Source organism: Streptomyces gilvosporeus, from assembly GCF_002082195.1.
GTDB lineage: Bacteria > Actinomycetota > Actinomycetes > Streptomycetales > Streptomycetaceae > Streptomyces > Streptomyces gilvosporeus.
This window is the reverse complement of record NZ_CP020569.1, coordinates 1182326-1199884: the sequence shown is the minus strand read 5'-3', so window position 1 is coordinate 1199884 and position 17559 is coordinate 1182326. Positions and strand designations below refer to the sequence as shown.

Genomic DNA, 17559 nt, shown 5'->3' with positions numbered 1-17559 from the left:
ACCACCGCTGTCCGCGGCCGCGCGGTTCAGGACGACTCAACGGCTTTTCGCCGCGGCCGTCTTCCCCTCTGCGCCGCGGGTCTAGTGAGGCGACGACAGGACCTCGATCACGGCGCGCAGCGGCTCCGGCGACGTCGAGAACTCACCGAGGAAGGGATAGGACAGTTCCGTGACGAGGAACAGGTCGGCGGCCACCAGGACGCTCACCGCCCCGACCATCCCGTAGTGGATCGGGGCGCGCTCGGAGCCGAAAACGACGGAGAACCCGAGGATCAGCCCGCTGGTCAGCAGGACGGCCATCCACAGGGACGGGGGCGGGCCGCTGTCGGTGCGCGCTTCCAGCAGCCGTTCCGTGCGTGCGCTGCTCAACTCCCGCAACGACGACAGTGAGCTGGAGAGAAAGGCGCGCTGGGTGTCGTTGCGGGGCCTGATGGTCCCGTAGGCGCTGTGCAGGCGGTCCAGTGCCCGCTCGGCCTCGGGCGCGGTACGGCCGGCCGCGGCGGCGTACCACTCGGCCTCGGCCGCGCGTCCATACGCCGACAGGCCCTGCCGGATCCGTGCGGCCTCTTGCTTGCCGAACACATCGAGGCCCCTCGTCATCTGCACCGCCGCGGCGCCTTCGGTACGCGCCGTCTGGTCCGCCGCGTTCACCTGACCCCAGAGCGCGAGGACGATGAAGCCGATGAGGAACCCGTAGACGACCGCGACAACGGGGAACAGGAACGTGGCGACCTCGTTCTGCTCACCCCGCCTGAGGTGGGGGAAGCGGTGCCGTACCAGCGCCTGAGCGGCCGCCGTCCCGCCGGTGACACCCACGACGAGCCCTGCCAGCAGCAACCAGGATGGGACGTGGGTCACAATCCAACGGGTCACGGTCACTGACTCAAGGTAGCAGTCTGAGTACTGAGCGTGATGAGTCGAGTCGCTGCTCAACCTCCGGGTCGCGGAGGTTTCAGTGGAGGTTCCAGCGGAGGTTATCGGCCACCTCGCTCGCACGGTTCCCGGGCAACAGGGCCTGTGTGCCGCACTGGATCCGTCTGCTGAGAATGCCGCTCATCGTGGCATAGCGGGTATAGCAACCGTCTCCGGTCGGCCGGAGACGGCGGATGGGCCGGGCGTACCCCGTTCGTCCCTGGCGCAAATACGTCGGTCTTCTTCCGGCCGTCTCGACCAACATCATCTGACGTTGATTCACTTACGCCACAGGAGCCTCATGGGTCAGTCGGCCCACCGCGGGGCTCCTTCTTGATGCAGGCGCCCATACGGAAGGACCAGGATGTCGCAGCCGGAGCAGCCCGACCGTTCAGCGGGCCGGGCACAGCTCAGTCTCGGGATCGCCGCCGCGCGGAACCTGTCGACCACCACCAAGACCGTGCCGCAGATGCAGGGCCTCAGCTCGCGGTGGCTGCTGCGGATGCTGCCCTGGGTGGAGGTGAAGGGCGGCACCTACCGGGTCAACCGGCGGCTGGCGTACGAGGTCGGAGACGGCCGGGTGACCTTCGTCCAGGAGGGGGCCGCGGTCAAGGTCGTCCCCGCCGAGCTGGGCGAACTGCCGTTGCTGCGCGGCTTCGACGACGAGGCGGTGCTGCGGGCCCTGGCCGAGCGCTGCGAGCAGCGCGAGTACGAGCCCGGTGCGGAGATAGCCGGGCAGGGGAGGACCGTCGACCACGTCTATCTGATCGCGCACGGCAAGGTCGAGAAGCTCGCGCCCGGCCAGTATGGTGAGGAGACCCGCCGCGGCGTGCTGTCCGACGGCGGGTTCCTCGGCGGGCAGACGGTCTCCGACGAGCCCGGCACATGGGAGTTCACGGCGCGGGCGATGACGGCGTGCACGGTGCTGGCGCTTCCCCGGGCCGCGTACGAGGAGGTGGCGGGCCGGAACGAGGGGCTGCGGGTCCACGTCCGGCAGCGCCAGGCCGATACCGCACGGCCGCGGAACAAGAAGGGCGAGGCGGCCATCGCCCTCGCCTCCGGGCACTCCGGCGAGCCGGTGCTGCCGGGCACGTTCGTCGACTACGAACTCCGGCCCCGCGAGTACGAGTTGAGCGTCGCGCAGACGGTTCTGCGGGTGCACAGCCGGGTCGCGGACCTCTACAACGAGCCGATGGACCAGGTCGAGCAGCAGCTGCGGCTGACCATCGAGGCCCTGCGCGAGCGCCAGGAGTCCGAGCTGGTAAACAACCCCGAGTTCGGGCTGCTGCACAACGCCGACTACAGCCAGCGCCTCTCCACCCACTCCGGCCCGCCCACACCGGACGACATGGACGAGCTGCTCAGCATGCGGCGCGGGACGAAGGCGTTCTTCGCCCACCCGCGGGCGATCTCCGCCTTCGGCCGCGAGTGCAACAAGCGGGGCCTCGCGTTCGACACCGCCGAGGTCGGCGGGCACCCGGTGCCGGCCTGGCGCGGCGTCCCGATCCTTCCCTGCGGCAAGATCCCGGTCTCCGAGCAGGGCACCTCCGCGATCCTCGCGATGCGGCTGGGCGAGGGCGAGCAGGGCGTCGTCGGACTGCGGCAGACCGGGATCCCGGACGAGTACGAGCCGGGCCTGAACGTCCGCTTCATGGGCATCAACGAGCAGGCGATCATCTCCTACCTGGTCAGCACCTACTACTCGGCGGCCGTTCTCGTGCCCGATGCGCTCGGCGTTCTGGAGAACGTCGAGGTCTTCGGCACGCCGTCGTAAAGGGGGAGTCCGTGTCACTGCTGTCCCGTATCGCGGCGCCCGCGGCCCGTCATGACGTGGCGCGGCTCGTGGCCGCGCTGCTCGCCGAGCACCCGGAACCGGCGAAGCGGTCCGCCCTGCCGACCGGACCAACGGGCCTGGGCACCTCGGCCGCCCGGATCACCTCCAGGCGCAAGGAGGCTGCGGGCACCGGCGTCCCCGAGCTGTACTGCCCGCCCGCCCTGCGCGACGACCCGGCGCTCGCCGAGGAGGTCAACGTCCGCCTGTTGGCATGGGCGGAGGAGATCGGCCTCTACTCCGGCCGCCTCGACCGCGTCCGCGCGGCGGACTTCGGGCGCCTGATGATGCTGGCGCACCCCGACACCGACGATCCGGACCGGCTGCTGGCCGCCGGTAAGTGCGCCCTGGCGGAGTGGGCCACGGACGACTACTACTGCGACGACGAGACGATGGGATCCGCGCCCGCGCTGCTCGGCGCGCACCTCGGGGTCGCCTACGCGGCCATCGACCCCGCCCACCCTCCGCTCCGCTACGTCCCCGCCGTCGAGCAGGCCATGCGGGACGACCCGGTGCGCACCGCCCTGCGCTCCGCGTTCGCGCATATGGCCCGGTACGCGGACCCGTCCCAACTGGCCCGGCTGCGCCACGAGGTCGCGGTGCTGTTCGTGGGCTACGGTCAGGAGGGGTCCTGGCGCTTCCAGGGCCGGATGCCTGCCGTCTGGGAGTATCTGGCGCACCGTCAGATCAACAGTTTCGTCCCGTGCGTCGCGATGACCGATATGGTCGGCGGCTACGTACTGCCCGCCGCCGAGTACGCCGATCCGCGCGTCCGCCGCGCCGTGACCATGGCATCCACGGCCGCCACGCTCGTCAACGACCTGTACTCGATGGCGAAGGAACACCACTCGGACAGCGTGGAGTTCAACCTGCCGACCGTGATCGCCGCCGAGGAGGGCTGCACCCCGCGCGCGGCGATCGAGCGGAGCGCGGCGATCCACGACGAACTGGTCCGCACCTTCGAGACGGAGGCGGCGGCCCTGGCCGTGACCGGCTCACCGCAGCTGCGCCGCTTCCTCGCGGGGGTGTGGGCCTGGCTGGGCGGCAACCGCGCCTGGCACAGCGGCAGCCGGCGCTACACCTCTGCCGCCACCCCTTCCTGACTTCCGCACACTGCACGCCTGCAAGGAGCACCACTCGCATGACCACCACCCCCGCCCCCGTCCTGCGCACCGCGTACCAGAAGTCCGTGGCGGACTACTGGAACGCCGAGAAGGCCCCGGTCAACCTGCGCCTGGGCGACGTCGACGGCCTCTACCACCACCACTACGGGATCGGCGACCACGACCCCGCCGTCCTGGACGGCCCCGACGAGACCCGCGACGAGCGGATCACCGCCGAACTCCACCGCCTGGAGTCGGCCCAGGCCGACGTCCTGCTCGACCACCTCGGCCCCATAGCCCCCGGCCACCGCTTGCTGGACGCCGGCTGCGGCCGCGGCGGCACCAGCATCATGGCCAACGCCCGCTTCGGCTGCCGGGTCGACGGCGTCTCCATCTCCGAGGCCCAGGTCGAGTTCGCCAACGGCCAGGCCCGCAAGCGGGGTGTGGACGACAAGGTGCGCTACCACTTCCGCAACATGCTGGACACCGGCCTGCCGACCGGCGCGTTCCAGGGCATCTGGAACAACGAATCCACCATGTACGTGGACCTGTTCGACCTCTTCGCCGAGCACGCCCGCCAACTGGCCTTCGGCGGCCGCTATGTCGTCATCACGGGCTGCTCCAACGATGTGACGGGCGGCCGCTCCAAGGCCGTCAGCCGCATCGACGAGCACTACACCTGCAACATCCACCCCCGCAGCGCCTACTTCAAGGCGATGGCCGCCAACGGCCTGGTCCCGATGAACGTCGTCGACCTCACGGACGCGACCATCCCCTACTGGGAGCTGCGCGCCAAGTCGTCGCTGGCCACGGGCGTCGAGGACCCGTTCCTGACCGCGTACAAGGAAGGCAGCTTCCACTACCTGCTGATCGCGGCGGACCGGGTCTGAGGAGCCCGGCGCGGCGCCCTCCGCACGGAGGGCACCGCATGCGCGCTCAGGGCAGTTCGATGTCCGGCAGCAGCGCGATCTGCCGCTGGACCCCGTCGTCACCGCCCAGGGCCGGGAACTCCGTGAGCAGTTTCTCGCAGAGCGCGGCGAGCTCGGCCTTCGGCTTCTTGGTCGTGAACGCGTAGTACTGGAAGGGCGGCCCGGCGTGCACGGGCTGGTTCGCGACGAGCGGCGTACGCACCAGGAGGTCACAGACCGGGTACAGCAGCCCCTGCATCGCCGCGATGAAGGCCCGCTCGTAGCCGTACCGGACGCTCTTGGTGAACGGATCCAGGCTCTTGGGGGCCAGCGCTTCCATGGGGGTCCGGTAGATGGCGTCCAGCAGCGCCAGGACGTAGCAGTAGACGGCGTTGGAGAGCTCCATCAGGTCCTTGACGGGCTGGTCCGCCGCGACCGTCTTCAGGTCCGGATCGTCGAGCACCGGCCAGATGACCTCGGCGTCGTCGATCGTGTACTTCTGCTTGCCGTTGTCGTCGAGGACGACACCGATGCCGTCGAGACCCTTGGCGATGTCGGAGAACTTGGCGTAGTGGGACGCCTGCCACTTTCCGATCTCCTCCGGGGGGTGGTCGTCCGTGCGCACGATGGGGTCGGGCAGCAGGCCCTTGTCGTCCGGGGCTCCCTCGCCCTGGTCGACGATGATCTGCATCGCCTGGATCGCGGACGCCTCGTCGACGACGAGCAGTGGGTGGTCGGACCCGCCGTTCTGGTTCCAGTAGGCCCGGTGGTACTGGAACTTCCACAGATCCTTCTTCGCCCTGCCCTAGTCGATCGTCGGGCGGAGCGTGCGGATGCCCCGCTCGATGCGTGCGTAGAACTCGCCGAGGGAGTGGTACGGCTCGATGTGGCCGAGAGCCGACCCCTGCGGACCGGACGGCAGTTCGATCTGCAGGAAGGTGTTCCTGACCTGCTCGGAAGAGAGCTTCCGCAACCGCAGGGTCAGCTCGGGCTCGCGCTTCAGCATCGGGCCCGGGTAGGTGGGGATGACGCCCTTGTCGTACAGCCGGAAGCTGGTGTCCCCGACCGCGATCAGCAGATTGCGCACCAGAGTCAGGTGCAGCATCTCCTCGATCGCGACGCCGAGCATCGTGCGCTGCGCCGAGGCGCCGGCGGCCCACTGGGAGTAGCCGCGTGTCTTGATCGTGTAGGTCGCGTACAAGTACAGCGGAATCGTGGACAGTTCCACCTGTGCGGCGGCCTTCAGATGGTCGATCAGATCCGGCAGGGTGGTGATCTCCTGAGCCGGGGTCTTCGTGGTCATGGTGTGTCCTCCGATGCCGGTGCCGCTGGGTAGGAGACGTGCAGACGCTGGTACGCCGCCGGGCTCAGCTCCCGGGTGACGACCGTGAAGTCCCGCCGGGTCAGGGCGAGAAGGACCGGCCGCGGCGGGGGAGGGGAGGGGTCCTCGCGCCGGTGCACGGCCGCCAGGTAGCTGTGGACGGGTGCGCAGACCCGCAGCAGCCGCAGGGGCGATGCCGAGCCGAAGCCGTCCTCGGCGCCTGGCCCGTCCAGGACCTCGGTGAAGGCTCTCTCGAAGCGGATCAGATCGATCAGCAGGTCGATCCACGCCTCCCGGTCCGCGCCGGGCGCCGCGTCCGGCCGGGTACGGGCGAGATGAGCGGCGAAGCCGGCGCTGAGACCGGCCAGCGTGGGGGAGCGGGACGGGTGCGCGTCCAGGTAGTCGAGTGCGAACCCGTCGAAGAGCTCCCGGCCGAGCAGATGCACCGAACCCGGGTGCAGGGTGCGCATGCACTCCAGCAGTCGCAGCCGGTATCCCCGCTGGTGGACGAGGAGCCGCTCGCGCGCCGACTGCCGGCTGGAGGCGGTGATCGTATGGCCGGGGTCCTCACCCGTCGGACGAAGGATCACCGACTGCATCCAGTGCTGCACCGCGGCGAGCGAGGAGGCGTCAGCCACGCGCACCCCCTGCCGGGGCGGCTGAGCAGTCCCGCGCCCTGGTGAGTTCGGCCAACAGCTCGGGGAAGGGCGGCAACTTGTCGTCCCGCTCCAGCAGGGTGGACACGCCGCCGGTGAGTTCGGTGGCCAACCGGTACAGCTCCCACACCGGCTCGGCCACCGGTGCGTCGTGCGTGTCCACGATGTGTGTGCCGTAGTGGGTGTGCCCCGCGAGGTGCATCTGCACGACACGCTCGTGCGGCAGCTCCCTGAGGTAGCGCACCGGGTCGAAGTCGTGGTTGAACGCGGAGACATGGACGTTGTTGACGTCGAGCAGCAGCCCGCAGTCCGCCTCCTGCGCCATCCGCCCGAGGAACTCCCCTTCGGTGAGGGTGGAGGCACGGAATTCCACATAGCTGCTCGGGTTCTCCAGGACCAACGGCCGCTCCAGCACGTCCTGGACGATGCGCACACGCCGTACGACGTGGCTGAGGGTCTCCTCGGTGAACGGCAGCGGCAGCAGGTCGTGGGTGTTCACGCCCAGCACGCCCGTCCAGCACACGTGGTCCGAGACCCAGGGCGCCTGTACGTCGTCGGCGAGCCGCTTCAGCCGGCGCAGATAGGAGAGGTCGAGGGGGTCCGTGCTCCCGATGGACAGCGACACCCCGTGCAGGACGACGGGATAGCGTTCGGCGATCTCTGCGAGGGCCTGCCGTCGGCCACCCCGGGCGTCGAGGAAGTTCTCCGAGATGATTTCGAAGAAGTCCACGGGCGGAAGATGGCGGCGTATGTACGGGAGGTGCGGCGTCCGCAGCCCGACGCCGAAGCCGAGGTGGGGCATCCCCCTCCGCGCCTCGCTCACTGCGGCTGCGACATGTAGTCGTAGTGCGGCATCTGGCCGTCGCTGATGCCCTCACCCGGGGACGGGCCGAAGGTCTTGCCCGCCGCGTACATCCGTGCCTCGAAGAGCCGGCGGGCCTGCTTCCACACGCTTTTGCCCTTCAGCGGGCCGGCCGAGAAGACCCTGCTCTCGTTGATCGGACTGGCGCAGCTGCCGTTGTAGCGACAGTCCTGCTCGCCCGGGTGGAACTGCTCGTAGTCCGTGCCCGCGTAGCCGCAGCCGCCCTGGCCGCGGCAGGCCCCCTCGCCGTGACAGACGTGGAAGACGGTCGCGCAGGAACCCATACCCGCCATGGGGGCCGTCCCCGAGACGTCGAGCCCTGCGCAGGCATTGAGCCCCATGCACACGTGCAGTTCCCGGGCCAGTTCCTGGGGGAGTGGCGAGTCCCGTTCGGGGCCTTTCTCGGGCCCGTGGGCGGAAGGTGTGCAGTGCTTGCTCATGTCGATGGTTCCTCTCGGCTCGACGATGAAGCCCACACCCTGACAGGACGGGCCGAAAGGGTGGCAGAGGGCGATCCGGCACGGCCACCGGAATGAGCCACCGGGATCATGCGGGTGGTCGACAACGGCACGGGGGTGCCGCACGGTGGGAGGGGGACCGCGAGCGCGGCCGGTCAGGTCGGCGCGGGGGTCACTGGCAGCCGCTGCGGCCTAGTGGTTGAATGTGAAACAAATATTGGCTGGGAGGCAGGGTCCACCGTGAGCAATCTCGAAACGAAACCCATGGAGCTGCTATGCGGCGCCGCGGTGGACGGCGAGCGCCCGGTCGAGGCGGCTCGGGTGGAGGTGCTGACCGCCCGCGAGGTGCCCCTCGGCGGCCCCCGGGCGATGACCGTGCGGCGGACCCTGCCGCAACGAGCCCGGACCCTGATCGGCGCATGGTGCTTCGCCGATCACTACGGCCCCGACGACGTCTCGCTGACGGGCGGCATGGATGTCGCCCCGCATCCGCACACCGGACTGCAGACGGTGAGCTGGCTCTTCAGCGGGGAGATCGAGCACCGTGACAGCCTGGGCAGCCATGCCTACGTACGGCCGGGCGAGCTGAACCTCATGACGGGCGGCTTCGGCATCTGCCACTCCGAGGTGTCCACACCGGGGACCACCACCCTGCACGGCGTCCAGCTGTGGGTGGCGCTGCCCGAGGAACACCGCAATGCCGAACGGGACTTCCAGCACTACGCCCCCGAGCCCGTGCGGATCGACGGGGCCGAGATCAGGGTCTTCCTGGGGTCCCTCGCCGGCGAGGTCTCCCCGGTACGGACCTTCACCCCGTTGATCGGCGCCGAAATCCTCCTCCAGCCCCGCGCGACCATCACGCTCGCCGTGGACCCCGGCTTCGAGCACGGCCTCCTGGTCGACCAGGGCGACGTACACCTGAGCCACACCCCGGTGGGCCCCGCGGAGCTGGGCTACGTCCCCCCGGGCAGCGACGCGCTGACGCTGACGAACGCGTCGGACGACCTCGCACGGACGGTCCTGCTCGGCGGAACCCCGTTCGAGGAGGAGATCGTCATGTGGTGGAACTTCGTGGGGCGGTCGCACCAGGATATCGTCGAGGCCCGTTCGGCCTGGATGGAAGATGCGGATGGTGCGCGCTTCGGCGAAGTGAAGGGCTACGACGGCGATCGACTACCCGCCCCCAAGCTGCCGAACGGAGCCTTGAAACCACGCGGACGGGTGCGCTGAACTGCTGCTTTGGTCTTCAGCGGATAACGTCGAAGTCCTCCCAGACGGTGAGTGCTGCGGTTGTCACGGTGTTCGGCTCCTGGCGCTCGGTGGCTCCGATACCGGCCCGGCGAGGAGTACCGCAGGCTGACCGACGCCGAGCACCCAAGCGAGCGAGCGGCGGCGCCTCCTCGAGATCAGGGACAACCTCGTCGACCGCATCGCCGAGGCCCCACGAGAAGGCTGGCTCGGTGACGTCAAGGGCCTTGGAACCAGGCTTGAAGGAGCCAAGGGCAAGCTCGCTCGGATGGACGCGCAAACGGCAAGAACCAGACAGTCGATCTACCTAGGAATACCCTCGTTCGGCGAGATCGCCGCACGGGCCTGACCTGTGGCTTCGTCCACGAGAACGGAGGGCATGACGGGGGACCGCATTCCGAGCCATTGCTCGGCGTCCCAGGCATGGAACCGCTCTACCTCGATGAATCCCAGCTTCGCCGCGAGGCGCATCGAGCCGACGTTGGCAGTCTGGGTGTGGAGCACTACCGGCTCGCAGGGAAGGACGCCGTCGAACCAGTCGAGTGCCGCTGCGCACGCCTCGGCGGCGTATCCGAATCCCCACGCTCGCGGCAGGAACATGTAGCCGAGATCGACCTTCCCCGCAGCGGCCGGGCGACTGTGCTCCGGTGCTCTCCTGAGCAGGATCTGGCCGGTCAGCGCTCCATCGAGTTCAACGACGAAACTCCCGGGCCACCGCTCGGGCACCTCAGGCAGCTCGCGCTCGAGTTCGTCACGCGGGCGGGGGCCGCCGAGGTAGGTGTGCACCTCTGGTGAGGCGAGCAGTTCGATGAACGCCGCACGGTCCCGGGCCTCGGACTCGCGGAGCACGATCCTTTCGGTCCTGATCGAGGCAGGTGGCCAGGCGACGGGTCCGAGCTCAGTCATGTCGGCCACCTCATCAGCAGGCTCGGCAGCGAACAAGACTCGCAGGCCGATCAAGCCACGGGGCCCAGGCCCTACATCAACTACGGCTCCGTCAGCGCGCTGGCGGAGCCGTTTCCATGAGAGGAACTTCCGTGACCAGCACTTTTTCCATGCTTGGAGAGCTCGGAGCGTGCGCGACTTCAAAGTTCGGAGAAAGCCACGCAGGCACTGCTGGGATCGGGGCATGCGGAAATTCGCCGAACTCCTCGACCAGGCCGTCTCCCACATCGAGCACCTGCGCCGCGGGCTCAGCGATGCCTCGGACGCGGACCATGCGGAGGAGGCCGAGCTCAGCGCGAACCGCTGACCGGCAGCCCGCGGCGATGTCGGTGCGGGCGATCGACTGGAAGTACGCCATCGGGTCAGCGATGCCGGTGTGCTGAGCATGTTCCGTATCCGGCTGGCCGGGCACGGCATGGAACGTGTGGTCTTCGACCGGCTGGAGGACTGAGACGAGACAGGGGCTGGGCCCGCGCCGCATCAGTGCGACGCGGGCCCAGCCCCTTTCGGTCAGAGGGCGCCGCCGTCAGAAGGCCCCGGTGCCGTTGGGTGTGCCGAGGCCGGTCGGCCCGTCGTATCCCGGACCTCCGGTGCACAGGTAGCTGCCGCCACAGAAGCCGTTGCTGCCCGAAGTGACGTCGTGGAGCGCCGACGTGTGGCTGTACGGATACGAGCCGTTGGCGACCGAAGAGGTGTTTCCGGCCAGTGCGTAGACGCTCGCGATGATCGGCGACGAGACGCTGGTGCCTCCGACTTCGACCCATCCGTCGGCACCCTGTGCGAGACCGAGTTGAAGCCTGGTGTCGCACAACATCGCGCCGCCGCAGCTGTTGTACGTGTCGTAGACCGCCACGCCGGTGTGGGGATCGGCGACCGCAGCCACATCGGCGACGGTGCGCTTGGCACATCCGGAGTCATGCTGCCAGGACGGTTTGGCCTCGTACGCCGAGCAGCCCGAACCCGCCCCGCTCCACGCCGTCTCGGTCCAGCCGCGGGAGTTGGACGCCTTGCTCAGCGAGGTTCCGCCCACGGCGGTGACGTACGGGGAGGATGCCGGCCAGAAGACGCCGTAACCGGAGTCACCCGAGCTCGCTGTGATCGCGACGCCGGGATGGTTGAAGTGCGAGTCGACGGAGGTGATGGTGTTGTCCTCGGACCCGCCCCAGCTGTTGGAGACCGAGACGACGCCCGATGTGGTGGCGGCGGTGTCCTCGGCCGTCATGAGATCCGGGACGTTCGCCGAGTTTGCCTCGACCAGGAGGATGTGGCAGCTGGGGCATGTCGCCGAGACCATGTCGAGGTCGAGACTGATCTCCTCGGCCCATCCGTAGTCACCGGAGGGCATCGGCGATGCCTGGCCGCGCTGATTCACCTTGTGGAAGCAGCCGTTGGCGGTGGTGCACGACGGCAGACCGTAGGCGCTGCGGTAAGCGGCCAGGTCGGACTCGGCGTTCGGATCGTCCATGGCGTCGACGATCGCCACCGTCCGGCCGGATCCCGAGGTACCGCCCAGGTTGTAGGCGGAACGCAGATCGGACGGAACGAACCCCATCGTGGTCGGGGATCCGGTGGTGAACGGTGACATGCGGCCCGAGGGGGTGCGATGGGCTTTCATGACCCCGAAACAGCGGGCTTGTCCCGCTTTCGAGGGATGGACGCAGCCGAAGTCCGTCGTGCTTGCGGAGGGGGATGCGTGCGGGGCGGATGAGAGAGCGGCGGCCTGGACGCCGGTGGCCAGGCCGATGGTGAGGGCGGTGACGGTGAGTGTGAGCATCGCGGTGAGGGCGGCTACCGTCCGCCGCATCCGGCGTTTCAGTTGGTGGCGGTGGATCACCAGGGATCCGGAGGGTATCTCGCGTCGGTGCATCAAGCCTCCGTGCGGTTTCGGGGGGTTTCAGGCGGTTTGGAAGGGCCAGACCTGACGAAAAGCAGCACTGACAGACGGCATGTCAGGTCAGCTGCGGGCCGGTTGGTTCACCATGCGGCCGCCCTCTTGCGCTGGTCAAGGCCATGTCAATGCAGGTCTTGTGACGCTGCCGCGGTGAGCGAGTGAACCACCGTGGGTGCTGGTGTGTCCGCGCGAGTACTCACTACGCGGCCGCGAAAACCTCTGCGCCACCTGTGAGATGGGTTCCCTGACAGGACATCGGTCCCCGTCAAAGCCGGGGACCGCTCCGCGAGCGCCTTGAGGAGGCGTTGGTAGTCCATCGACAGCACCCATCAGGCCAGACCCCCACGCCACGCCGGCACCTGCGACTTCGGCTTCACCGCGATCCGGGGCGCCGTTCTCCCAGACCTGCCCGTCGGTCGGTGAGGCGCCTCGGGCACCGCTGCCGAATCCCGCGGACGGAGCCAGGCACTCCTGTTCGCGTCCCCGGACGCCGTGGGCTCGTCGGTCGGGCCGGTCGGTTCAGGCGGGTGAGTGCCCGGTGCGGCGGCGAGTGATCCTGCTGAGGAGGATGTCCACGGCGAGGAAGACGGCGAGCGGGATCCCGAGCAGCGGGACGTAGTAGCCAACGACGGCGACCATCGCGACGCAGGGCACCAGCACGTACACCGGCACCTGCCGCCAGGCGCCGCGGGGAGTCGGGCGACCGAAGACGGAGCCGCGGCCGCGCTGCCACCACATGCGGTATCCCCAGAGGATGAGGAGGATCAGGGCCAGGGCGAGGCCGGCCAGCGCGATCTGGTTGGCGAGGCCGAACAGCGTGCCGGTGTGGGCGTCGATGCCCCACCGGGTCAGTTTGGCCAGCACCGGGTAGTCGGAGAAGCGCAGCACATCGGTGACCTTGCCGGTGGCCGGGTCGACGGCGATCGAGTCCTGCTTCTCCGGCCAGCTGCGCTGGATCTGCCGTACGACGTAGGCGGAGGAGGAGTCTGCGGGCGGCACGATTTCGACCGGGTCGGACAGGCTCTCGGCGCGAGCCGTCTTCAGGACGGCGTCGAGACCCACGTCGGACCGTGCGCCGGAGTGCGAGCCCCTGTCCGTGCCGTTCATGTCCATGCCCGCCATGGAGCCGTGTCCCTCGTGCCCGCTCGACGTCGCGGTGACGGACGGGGTGGACTGGCCAAGGGCTTCGCGAAGGTCGCCGATGTTCGCTCCGGCGTACGTGGACCAGGTCAGGCCGGTCGCCGACAGGAAGAACAGACCGCCTGCCGCCCACACGCCCACCGTGCCGTGCAGGGTCAGGGAGCGCCGCCGCCCCGTGGTGCCGCGCACCTTGCGGCGGGTGCGGCCCCGGCCGAACCACAGCACCAGCCCGCCACCTGTGATCACCCACAGCCAGCTGGCGGCGAACTCGCTGTACAGACGGCCGATGTCGCCGAGGTGCAGGTCGCGGTGGAGCTCGTCGATCCAGGTGCGCAGCGGCAGGGCGCCGGTGGAGCCGTACTGCTCCAGCGCGCCGCGCACCCTGCCGGTGTAGGGGTCCACGAACACGGCGAGCGTGTGGTCGGCGGCTGTGCCCTTCACCCCGGACAGCAGTACGCGTGTGGTCGCTTCAGGCTGCGATGACGGCCGCACGGCGGAGATGGTGCCCTCGGGGTGAGCCTTGCGGGCGGCGGCCACCTGCTGGGAGATCGGCAGCTTGCGGTCGCCGACCGGGACGGTCAGTTCGTGGGCGTACACGATCTTCTCGGCCTGGAACGAGCCCGCGTACAGCAGTCCGGTGACCGCCGCGACGAGCAGGAACGGTGCGACGAACACGCCCGCGTAGAAGTGCAGACGCAGCACCAGCGGGCGCAGCGTGCGCAGGGCCGAGGGAGCCGCGACCGAAGCAGGGGCCAGGGCCGGCTCACCGGCATCGTCGGCCGTGCGGGGTGGGGCGGTGGTGGGCGGTTCGACGGACAAGGGGGCTGCTCCTGCGGCTCCTGCGGCGTACGGGTGTCACGTCAGCTGTCGGCCGAGCGGAACGGTGAGTTCCGCGCCGGTGGTGTGATGGGGAACACCCCGTCGGTCGCGAGGGTCGGGCGGCCCGGCGTCATGCCGCGACTGGAACAGGGAGTCACCGATGCGGGCCGCCTTCGCGTTGTTCCGTGTTGTCGACGACCTGTACCGCCGGACCATGGATGCCGATGACGGATACGCCGCGACTGTGTGATCCGCAACAGCGATGTGCGCCGGTAACGCCCCGAACGCCCTCATCAAACCGCGCAGGAACCCACCGCGCGACTGACCCCTCCCCCTCGCCGAGCTCCCCTTCCCCTTCCCCTTCCCCTTCCCCTCATCCCTCGTCGTCGAATTCCTCGTACTCCTCGGCGATGTCGGCAAGATGCTCGCGGAGCTCGGCGACAAGGGGGCTGTCATCGGCCCACCAGACGTCGGCTTTGCGCCTGCCGGAGGGCTCGTTGAGCAACGAGGGGGCGACCGCCCTCATCCAGGGGTAGGCGACAGCCGCGTCAACGTGCGTGTCCCAGTCGTCGACATCGAAGTCCATCTCGTCGTAGTCGCGAATCCTGGGGACGGGCACCGGCAACTGCTGCTGCTTGACCATCCAGGTGTTGCGGAAGAAATCGAACTGCAGGTGATAGCAGTCGTCCGTTTCGGAGAAGACGATCGGCGGGACGAGGAAGTGTGCCGCCTCGACCGTGGCAGCCACATCGAGGTAATTCGGGGGCGTGCCACCGGAGTTCCAGCAGGCCGCGAAGTTCACCGGGGCGAGCGACTCCTTGCCGAGAATGTGTATTTGGTTGCCCTGGACCGCGAACTTCTCCGGGTCGAGGACCACGTCCTGACCGAGCATGAGGAGGGGTGCCGGCATGATGTGCGCCTTGGCGAAGGTCTGCGCCGCCTCGTTGCCTTGCGTTCGCCATCCCGCATCTCATGCGCGAGGCGCAGTTCCAGCTCGATCAACCTGCTCCGGGCGTCGTTCTGCTCCAGCAGCACGTCGCTGTAGGAGCGCCAGGCGGCGACATCGTCCGGAGCCTCAATCAGTGCTCGTTCCAACGGCGTTCTTCCCATGGCAAGCACTCTAGGGATGGCCACTGACAATCGACCGGCCCCCTCAAGCGCTCGCGCCCACGACCGGTGGAACCGTCACCGCGTGCCTGTCTTGCTGGTGGTCGCAGCGGACGGTGTGCGGCCAGTGCGTGAACGTCCCGTCTGCTCGTTCCACCAGCAGCTTCCTGCCGTGGGCGAGGACGCCGCGCGGTCGCAGCCCGGTGAGGCTCGCGGTGGTGTACGCGGCGCTCAAACTGCCCAGGTCATGGACGGTGCCGATGCGGAACAGCGACTGGGTCTCGGCGATGGCTTCGTGGTCGCCCGCCCGTATGACCATGCGCAGGTCGGGAGCGACCGCCCGCGCGGCCACGGAGACCGCGATGTTGTCCAGATCGTCGGAGGCGACGGCGGCCATGGCCTGAGCCGTGTGGAGGCTGAGCTTGCGCAGCACGAATTTGTCGGTGGCGTCGGCGATGAGGACGGGCACGCCGAGCGCTCTGGCCAGCCGGAGGTGGGGGGCCGCCGGGTCGCGTTCCACGGCGATCACGCCGATGCCGAGGTCCTGCAACCGGGTGCACAGCCGCAGCCCCACCTGGCCGAGCCCGACGACCACCACGTGGCCGGCCCGCGGAAGCGCGCGGGGGCCCACCACGCCGATCGAGCGCGGGGCCAGAAGACGGTCGACCACACCGGCGGTGAAGACGGCGGTGAACACGATGGTGACGAGCATCGCGAGGCTGGCGAACAGCAGATAGGCGTTCGAGCCGTGGGCTGCTGCGGGGCCGACGGTCGACACCGTTCGCACCGCCTCGAAGAGGGCTTCCACCGGCGGGCGATGATTGAGGGTCACGGACCATATCCAGTCCGCCAGCAGCACCGCGAGCAGCCCGGCGAGGCCGGTCAGCATGATCCGCGAACTGCCGTCGTGCGGTCGCAGCTGCCCCCTGATCTTCCCCAGCCGGGCCCGGTACCTCAGGGACCGGGGTGGCCGGTACGGTTCGAGGCGCACCGTGTCCCCGTCCCAGCGGGCGCCGGCGTGGCCCGAGGGCGTCCGGGTGAGGGCCAGCAGGTCGGGCTGGAGGCAGGCGGCCAGCAGGGCGGGAGCGGCGACCTCGGCCGGCGAGGTGACCTGGCAGTTCGGCACCACGCCCATGAGTTGCTCGGCGACCGTCCGGTCGAAGACCGTCACCACCAGCGTGACGCCCGGACGGATGTGCTCGACCGCGAGCGCATAGCGCAGGGACTCGACGTCGTCGTCGAGCAGGATCGCGACGCCGGCCACCTCCCCGTCCAGCGCCCGGCGCAGATCCTCGTCCGTGGGCTGCGCCAGGTGACGCACGAAGTGTCCCGCCGATCGCAGGGAGCCACAGACCCGGCGTGCCACGTCGCTGCCGATCACGACGAAGTACCGCTCCGGTGTTCCGCCCCCGGGAAGCGGAACATCGGCCCCGTTCCGGTATGCCTTCTCGTGGGAGACGACGGAGACATCGTCACGGGAATGCTCCGAGAGCACAGCACAGTCGTCAGAACGATAGGGGTCGCAGCCGAGACAGCGGAGGGTCCGGCAGCCACCACAGCTGATGAGCAAGCGGCCGCAGTGGCACCTGGGGTCGCTCGGGTCAGCGGTCCGGCCACCCACGACCGGACGGCTGCGGACGGTGTCGGTTCCCGAGACGGACTGCCTGCCCGCGGTATTCATGGGTCTCCTCGCATCGGATGGTGGCGTGGCACTCCGGCCCATGACCAGGTCCGCAGACGAATCGAGCAGGCCGGATGATCAGCCTGCCGAGGCGAAGGACATGCGCGCGGCCACACCCGATCGCAGGGGCGGTCGTCGGGACCGCGGACTCGCTTGCTGCGGGATGCCGAGAGCGCTACGAGAGGCCAGGACACCGGCCCCGAGGAGGGCCGACCTGGCGGGCGAGGAACGCCGGGGGTCGCCCGGCGCGAAATCTCGCGTACGCCGACGGTAGGAGCGGTACGACGCCCGCGCCATGGGCAGATGCCACGCTCTCGGCCCCTTGATTCAGACAAATGCTCAACCGCTCCGACGGAGACCGGAGCGGTCGGCGACATCGGACACGTCGCTTCTGCCTACAGGCGACGGCCACGCCTCATTCCGCTCACGAACCGTCGCTCGGGAAGTGCCGTACCACCGTGTCCGGTCCAGGGCTCATCAGGGTTTCGTGTCCGTCGTCGAACCGGACGCGGTACGGAGGCGTGCCGTTGCTGCCCAGTACCTCGATGATTTCCGCCGTCCGATCGTGCTGCCCGACGATCCGGCCATGAACGAGAAGTCGATCACCCACGCTGGCCTGCATACTCTTCCTCTCTGAATGGAATGACGCCGTATGCGGCCATACCCATGTGAACAGA

At 69.1% G+C, this 17559-nt stretch carries 15 protein-coding genes and 1 pseudogene; 5 read left to right on the top strand and 11 right to left on the bottom strand.

The window, feature by feature from the left end; all coding sequences use genetic code 11:
- Positions 1 to 81 precede the first annotated feature (81 nt).
- Complete coding sequence (locus tag B1H19_RS05255) at positions 82 to 858, bottom strand: bestrophin-like domain (RefSeq protein ID WP_083103455.1); 777 nt, start codon at positions 856 to 858, stop codon at positions 82 to 84.
- A 418-nt stretch (positions 859 to 1276) separates the two neighbouring features.
- On the opposite strand from B1H19_RS05255, the gene B1H19_RS05250 reads away from it, so the two are divergent.
- The 3 genes from B1H19_RS05250 to B1H19_RS05240 are packed head-to-tail and all read left to right on the top strand — an operon-like array spanning position 1277 to position 4736.
- On the top strand, positions 1277 to 2686 hold the full coding sequence (locus tag B1H19_RS05250; RefSeq protein ID WP_083103454.1) for a family 2B encapsulin nanocompartment shell protein: 1410 nt from the start codon (positions 1277 to 1279) through the stop codon (positions 2684 to 2686).
- Between the two features lie 11 nt (positions 2687 to 2697).
- A complete protein-coding gene (locus tag B1H19_RS05245; protein ID WP_083103453.1) occupies positions 2698 to 3846 on the top strand; it encodes a family 2 encapsulin nanocompartment cargo protein terpene cyclase in 1149 nt (382 codons plus the stop codon).
- Between the two features lie 38 nt (positions 3847 to 3884).
- The gene (locus B1H19_RS05240; protein ID WP_083103452.1) at positions 3885 to 4736 is read left to right on the top strand and encodes a geranyl diphosphate 2-C-methyltransferase; all 852 of its coding nucleotides are present in this window, start codon (positions 3885 to 3887) and stop codon (positions 4734 to 4736) included.
- A 46-nt stretch (positions 4737 to 4782) separates the two neighbouring features.
- Here B1H19_RS05240 and B1H19_RS39625 read toward each other — a convergent pair.
- The 4 genes and pseudogenes from B1H19_RS39625 to B1H19_RS05215 all read right to left on the bottom strand — a co-directional run bounded on the left by B1H19_RS39625 (position 4783) and on the right by B1H19_RS05215 (position 8033).
- A pseudogene (locus tag B1H19_RS39625) lies at positions 4783 to 6057 on the bottom strand (ferritin-like domain-containing protein).
- Positions 6054 to 6713, bottom strand: a complete 660-nt coding sequence (locus tag B1H19_RS05225) for an HvfC/BufC N-terminal domain-containing protein (protein ID WP_159027994.1) — start codon at positions 6711 to 6713, stop codon at positions 6054 to 6056. The pseudogene B1H19_RS39625 and the gene B1H19_RS05225 overlap by 4 nt, the downstream one beginning before the upstream one ends.
- Complete coding sequence (gene bufB / locus B1H19_RS05220; RefSeq protein WP_083103448.1) at positions 6706 to 7533, bottom strand: MNIO family bufferin maturase; 828 nt, start codon at positions 7531 to 7533, stop codon at positions 6706 to 6708. Before bufB ends, B1H19_RS05225 begins: the two co-directional genes overlap by 8 nt.
- A 17-nt stretch (positions 7534 to 7550) precedes the next feature.
- Complete coding sequence (locus B1H19_RS05215) at positions 7551 to 8033, bottom strand: hypothetical protein (protein ID WP_083103447.1); 483 nt, start codon at positions 8031 to 8033, stop codon at positions 7551 to 7553.
- Positions 8034 to 8291: 258 nt separating this feature from the next.
- Between B1H19_RS05215 and B1H19_RS05210 the strand changes: the two genes are divergently transcribed.
- Positions 8292 to 9281: a pirin family protein gene (locus B1H19_RS05210; protein WP_083103446.1), complete on the top strand. Its 990-nt coding sequence runs from the start codon at positions 8292 to 8294 to the stop codon at positions 9279 to 9281.
- Positions 9282 to 9602: 321 nt separating this feature from the next.
- Here B1H19_RS05210 and B1H19_RS05200 read toward each other — a convergent pair whose 3' ends face one another.
- Positions 9603 to 10205, bottom strand: coding sequence for a GNAT family N-acetyltransferase (locus B1H19_RS05200; RefSeq protein WP_203237101.1), 603 nt, complete (start codon positions 10203 to 10205; stop codon positions 9603 to 9605).
- 223 nt (positions 10206 to 10428) lie between these two features.
- Between B1H19_RS05200 and B1H19_RS40295 the strand changes: the two genes are divergently transcribed.
- Positions 10429 to 10551, top strand: coding sequence for a hypothetical protein (locus B1H19_RS40295; protein WP_257789437.1), 123 nt, complete (start codon positions 10429 to 10431; stop codon positions 10549 to 10551).
- Between the two features lie 219 nt (positions 10552 to 10770).
- On the opposite strand, the gene B1H19_RS05195 is transcribed toward B1H19_RS40295, so the two are convergent.
- From B1H19_RS05195 to B1H19_RS05175, 5 genes are all read right to left on the bottom strand, one after another.
- Entirely contained in the window at positions 10771 to 12048 is a 1278-nt protein-coding gene (locus tag B1H19_RS05195; protein ID WP_162500705.1) for a S53 family peptidase, read from the bottom strand.
- 606 nt (positions 12049 to 12654) lie between these two features.
- The gene (locus B1H19_RS05190; RefSeq protein ID WP_083103443.1) at positions 12655 to 14094 is read right to left on the bottom strand and encodes a PepSY-associated TM helix domain-containing protein; all 1440 of its coding nucleotides are present in this window, start codon (positions 14092 to 14094) and stop codon (positions 12655 to 12657) included.
- Between the two features lie 373 nt (positions 14095 to 14467).
- Entirely contained in the window at positions 14468 to 15004 is a 537-nt protein-coding gene (locus B1H19_RS37830) for a hypothetical protein (RefSeq protein ID WP_107425886.1), read from the bottom strand.
- 243 nt (positions 15005 to 15247) lie between these two features.
- Positions 15248 to 16522, bottom strand: a complete 1275-nt coding sequence (locus tag B1H19_RS05180) for an NAD-binding protein (RefSeq protein WP_237289136.1) — start codon at positions 16520 to 16522, stop codon at positions 15248 to 15250.
- 784 nt (positions 16523 to 17306) lie between these two features.
- Positions 17307 to 17504, bottom strand: a complete 198-nt coding sequence (locus tag B1H19_RS05175; RefSeq protein ID WP_083103441.1) for a DUF1918 domain-containing protein — start codon at positions 17502 to 17504, stop codon at positions 17307 to 17309.
- Positions 17505 to 17559: the final 55 nt, after the last annotated feature.

Excerpts from the sequence above, each read along its gene's own strand:
- B1H19_RS05215 (WP_083103447.1), bottom strand. The coding sequence starts at position 8,033 with ATGAGCAAGCACTGCACACCTTCCGCCCACGGGCCCGAGAAAGGCCCC.
- B1H19_RS05175 (WP_083103441.1), bottom strand. The coding sequence starts at position 17,504 with ATGCAGGCCAGCGTGGGTGATCGACTTCTCGTTCATGGCCGGATCGTC.
- B1H19_RS05240 (WP_083103452.1), top strand. The coding sequence starts at position 3,885 with ATGACCACCACCCCCGCCCCCGTCCTGCGCACCGCGTACCAGAAGTCC.
- B1H19_RS37830 (WP_107425886.1), bottom strand. The coding sequence starts at position 15,004 with ATGCCGGCACCCCTCCTCATGCTCGGTCAGGACGTGGTCCTCGACCCG.
- B1H19_RS05200 (WP_203237101.1), bottom strand. The coding sequence starts at position 10,205 with ATGACTGAGCTCGGACCCGTCGCCTGGCCACCTGCCTCGATCAGGACC.
- B1H19_RS05195 (WP_162500705.1), bottom strand. The coding sequence starts at position 12,048 with ATGCGGCGGACGGTAGCCGCCCTCACCGCGATGCTCACACTCACCGTC.
- B1H19_RS40295 (WP_257789437.1), top strand. The coding sequence starts at position 10,429 with ATGCGGAAATTCGCCGAACTCCTCGACCAGGCCGTCTCCCACATCGAG.
- B1H19_RS05250 (WP_083103454.1), top strand. The coding sequence starts at position 1,277 with ATGTCGCAGCCGGAGCAGCCCGACCGTTCAGCGGGCCGGGCACAGCTC.
- bufB (WP_083103448.1), bottom strand. The coding sequence starts at position 7,533 with ATGCCCCACCTCGGCTTCGGCGTCGGGCTGCGGACGCCGCACCTCCCG.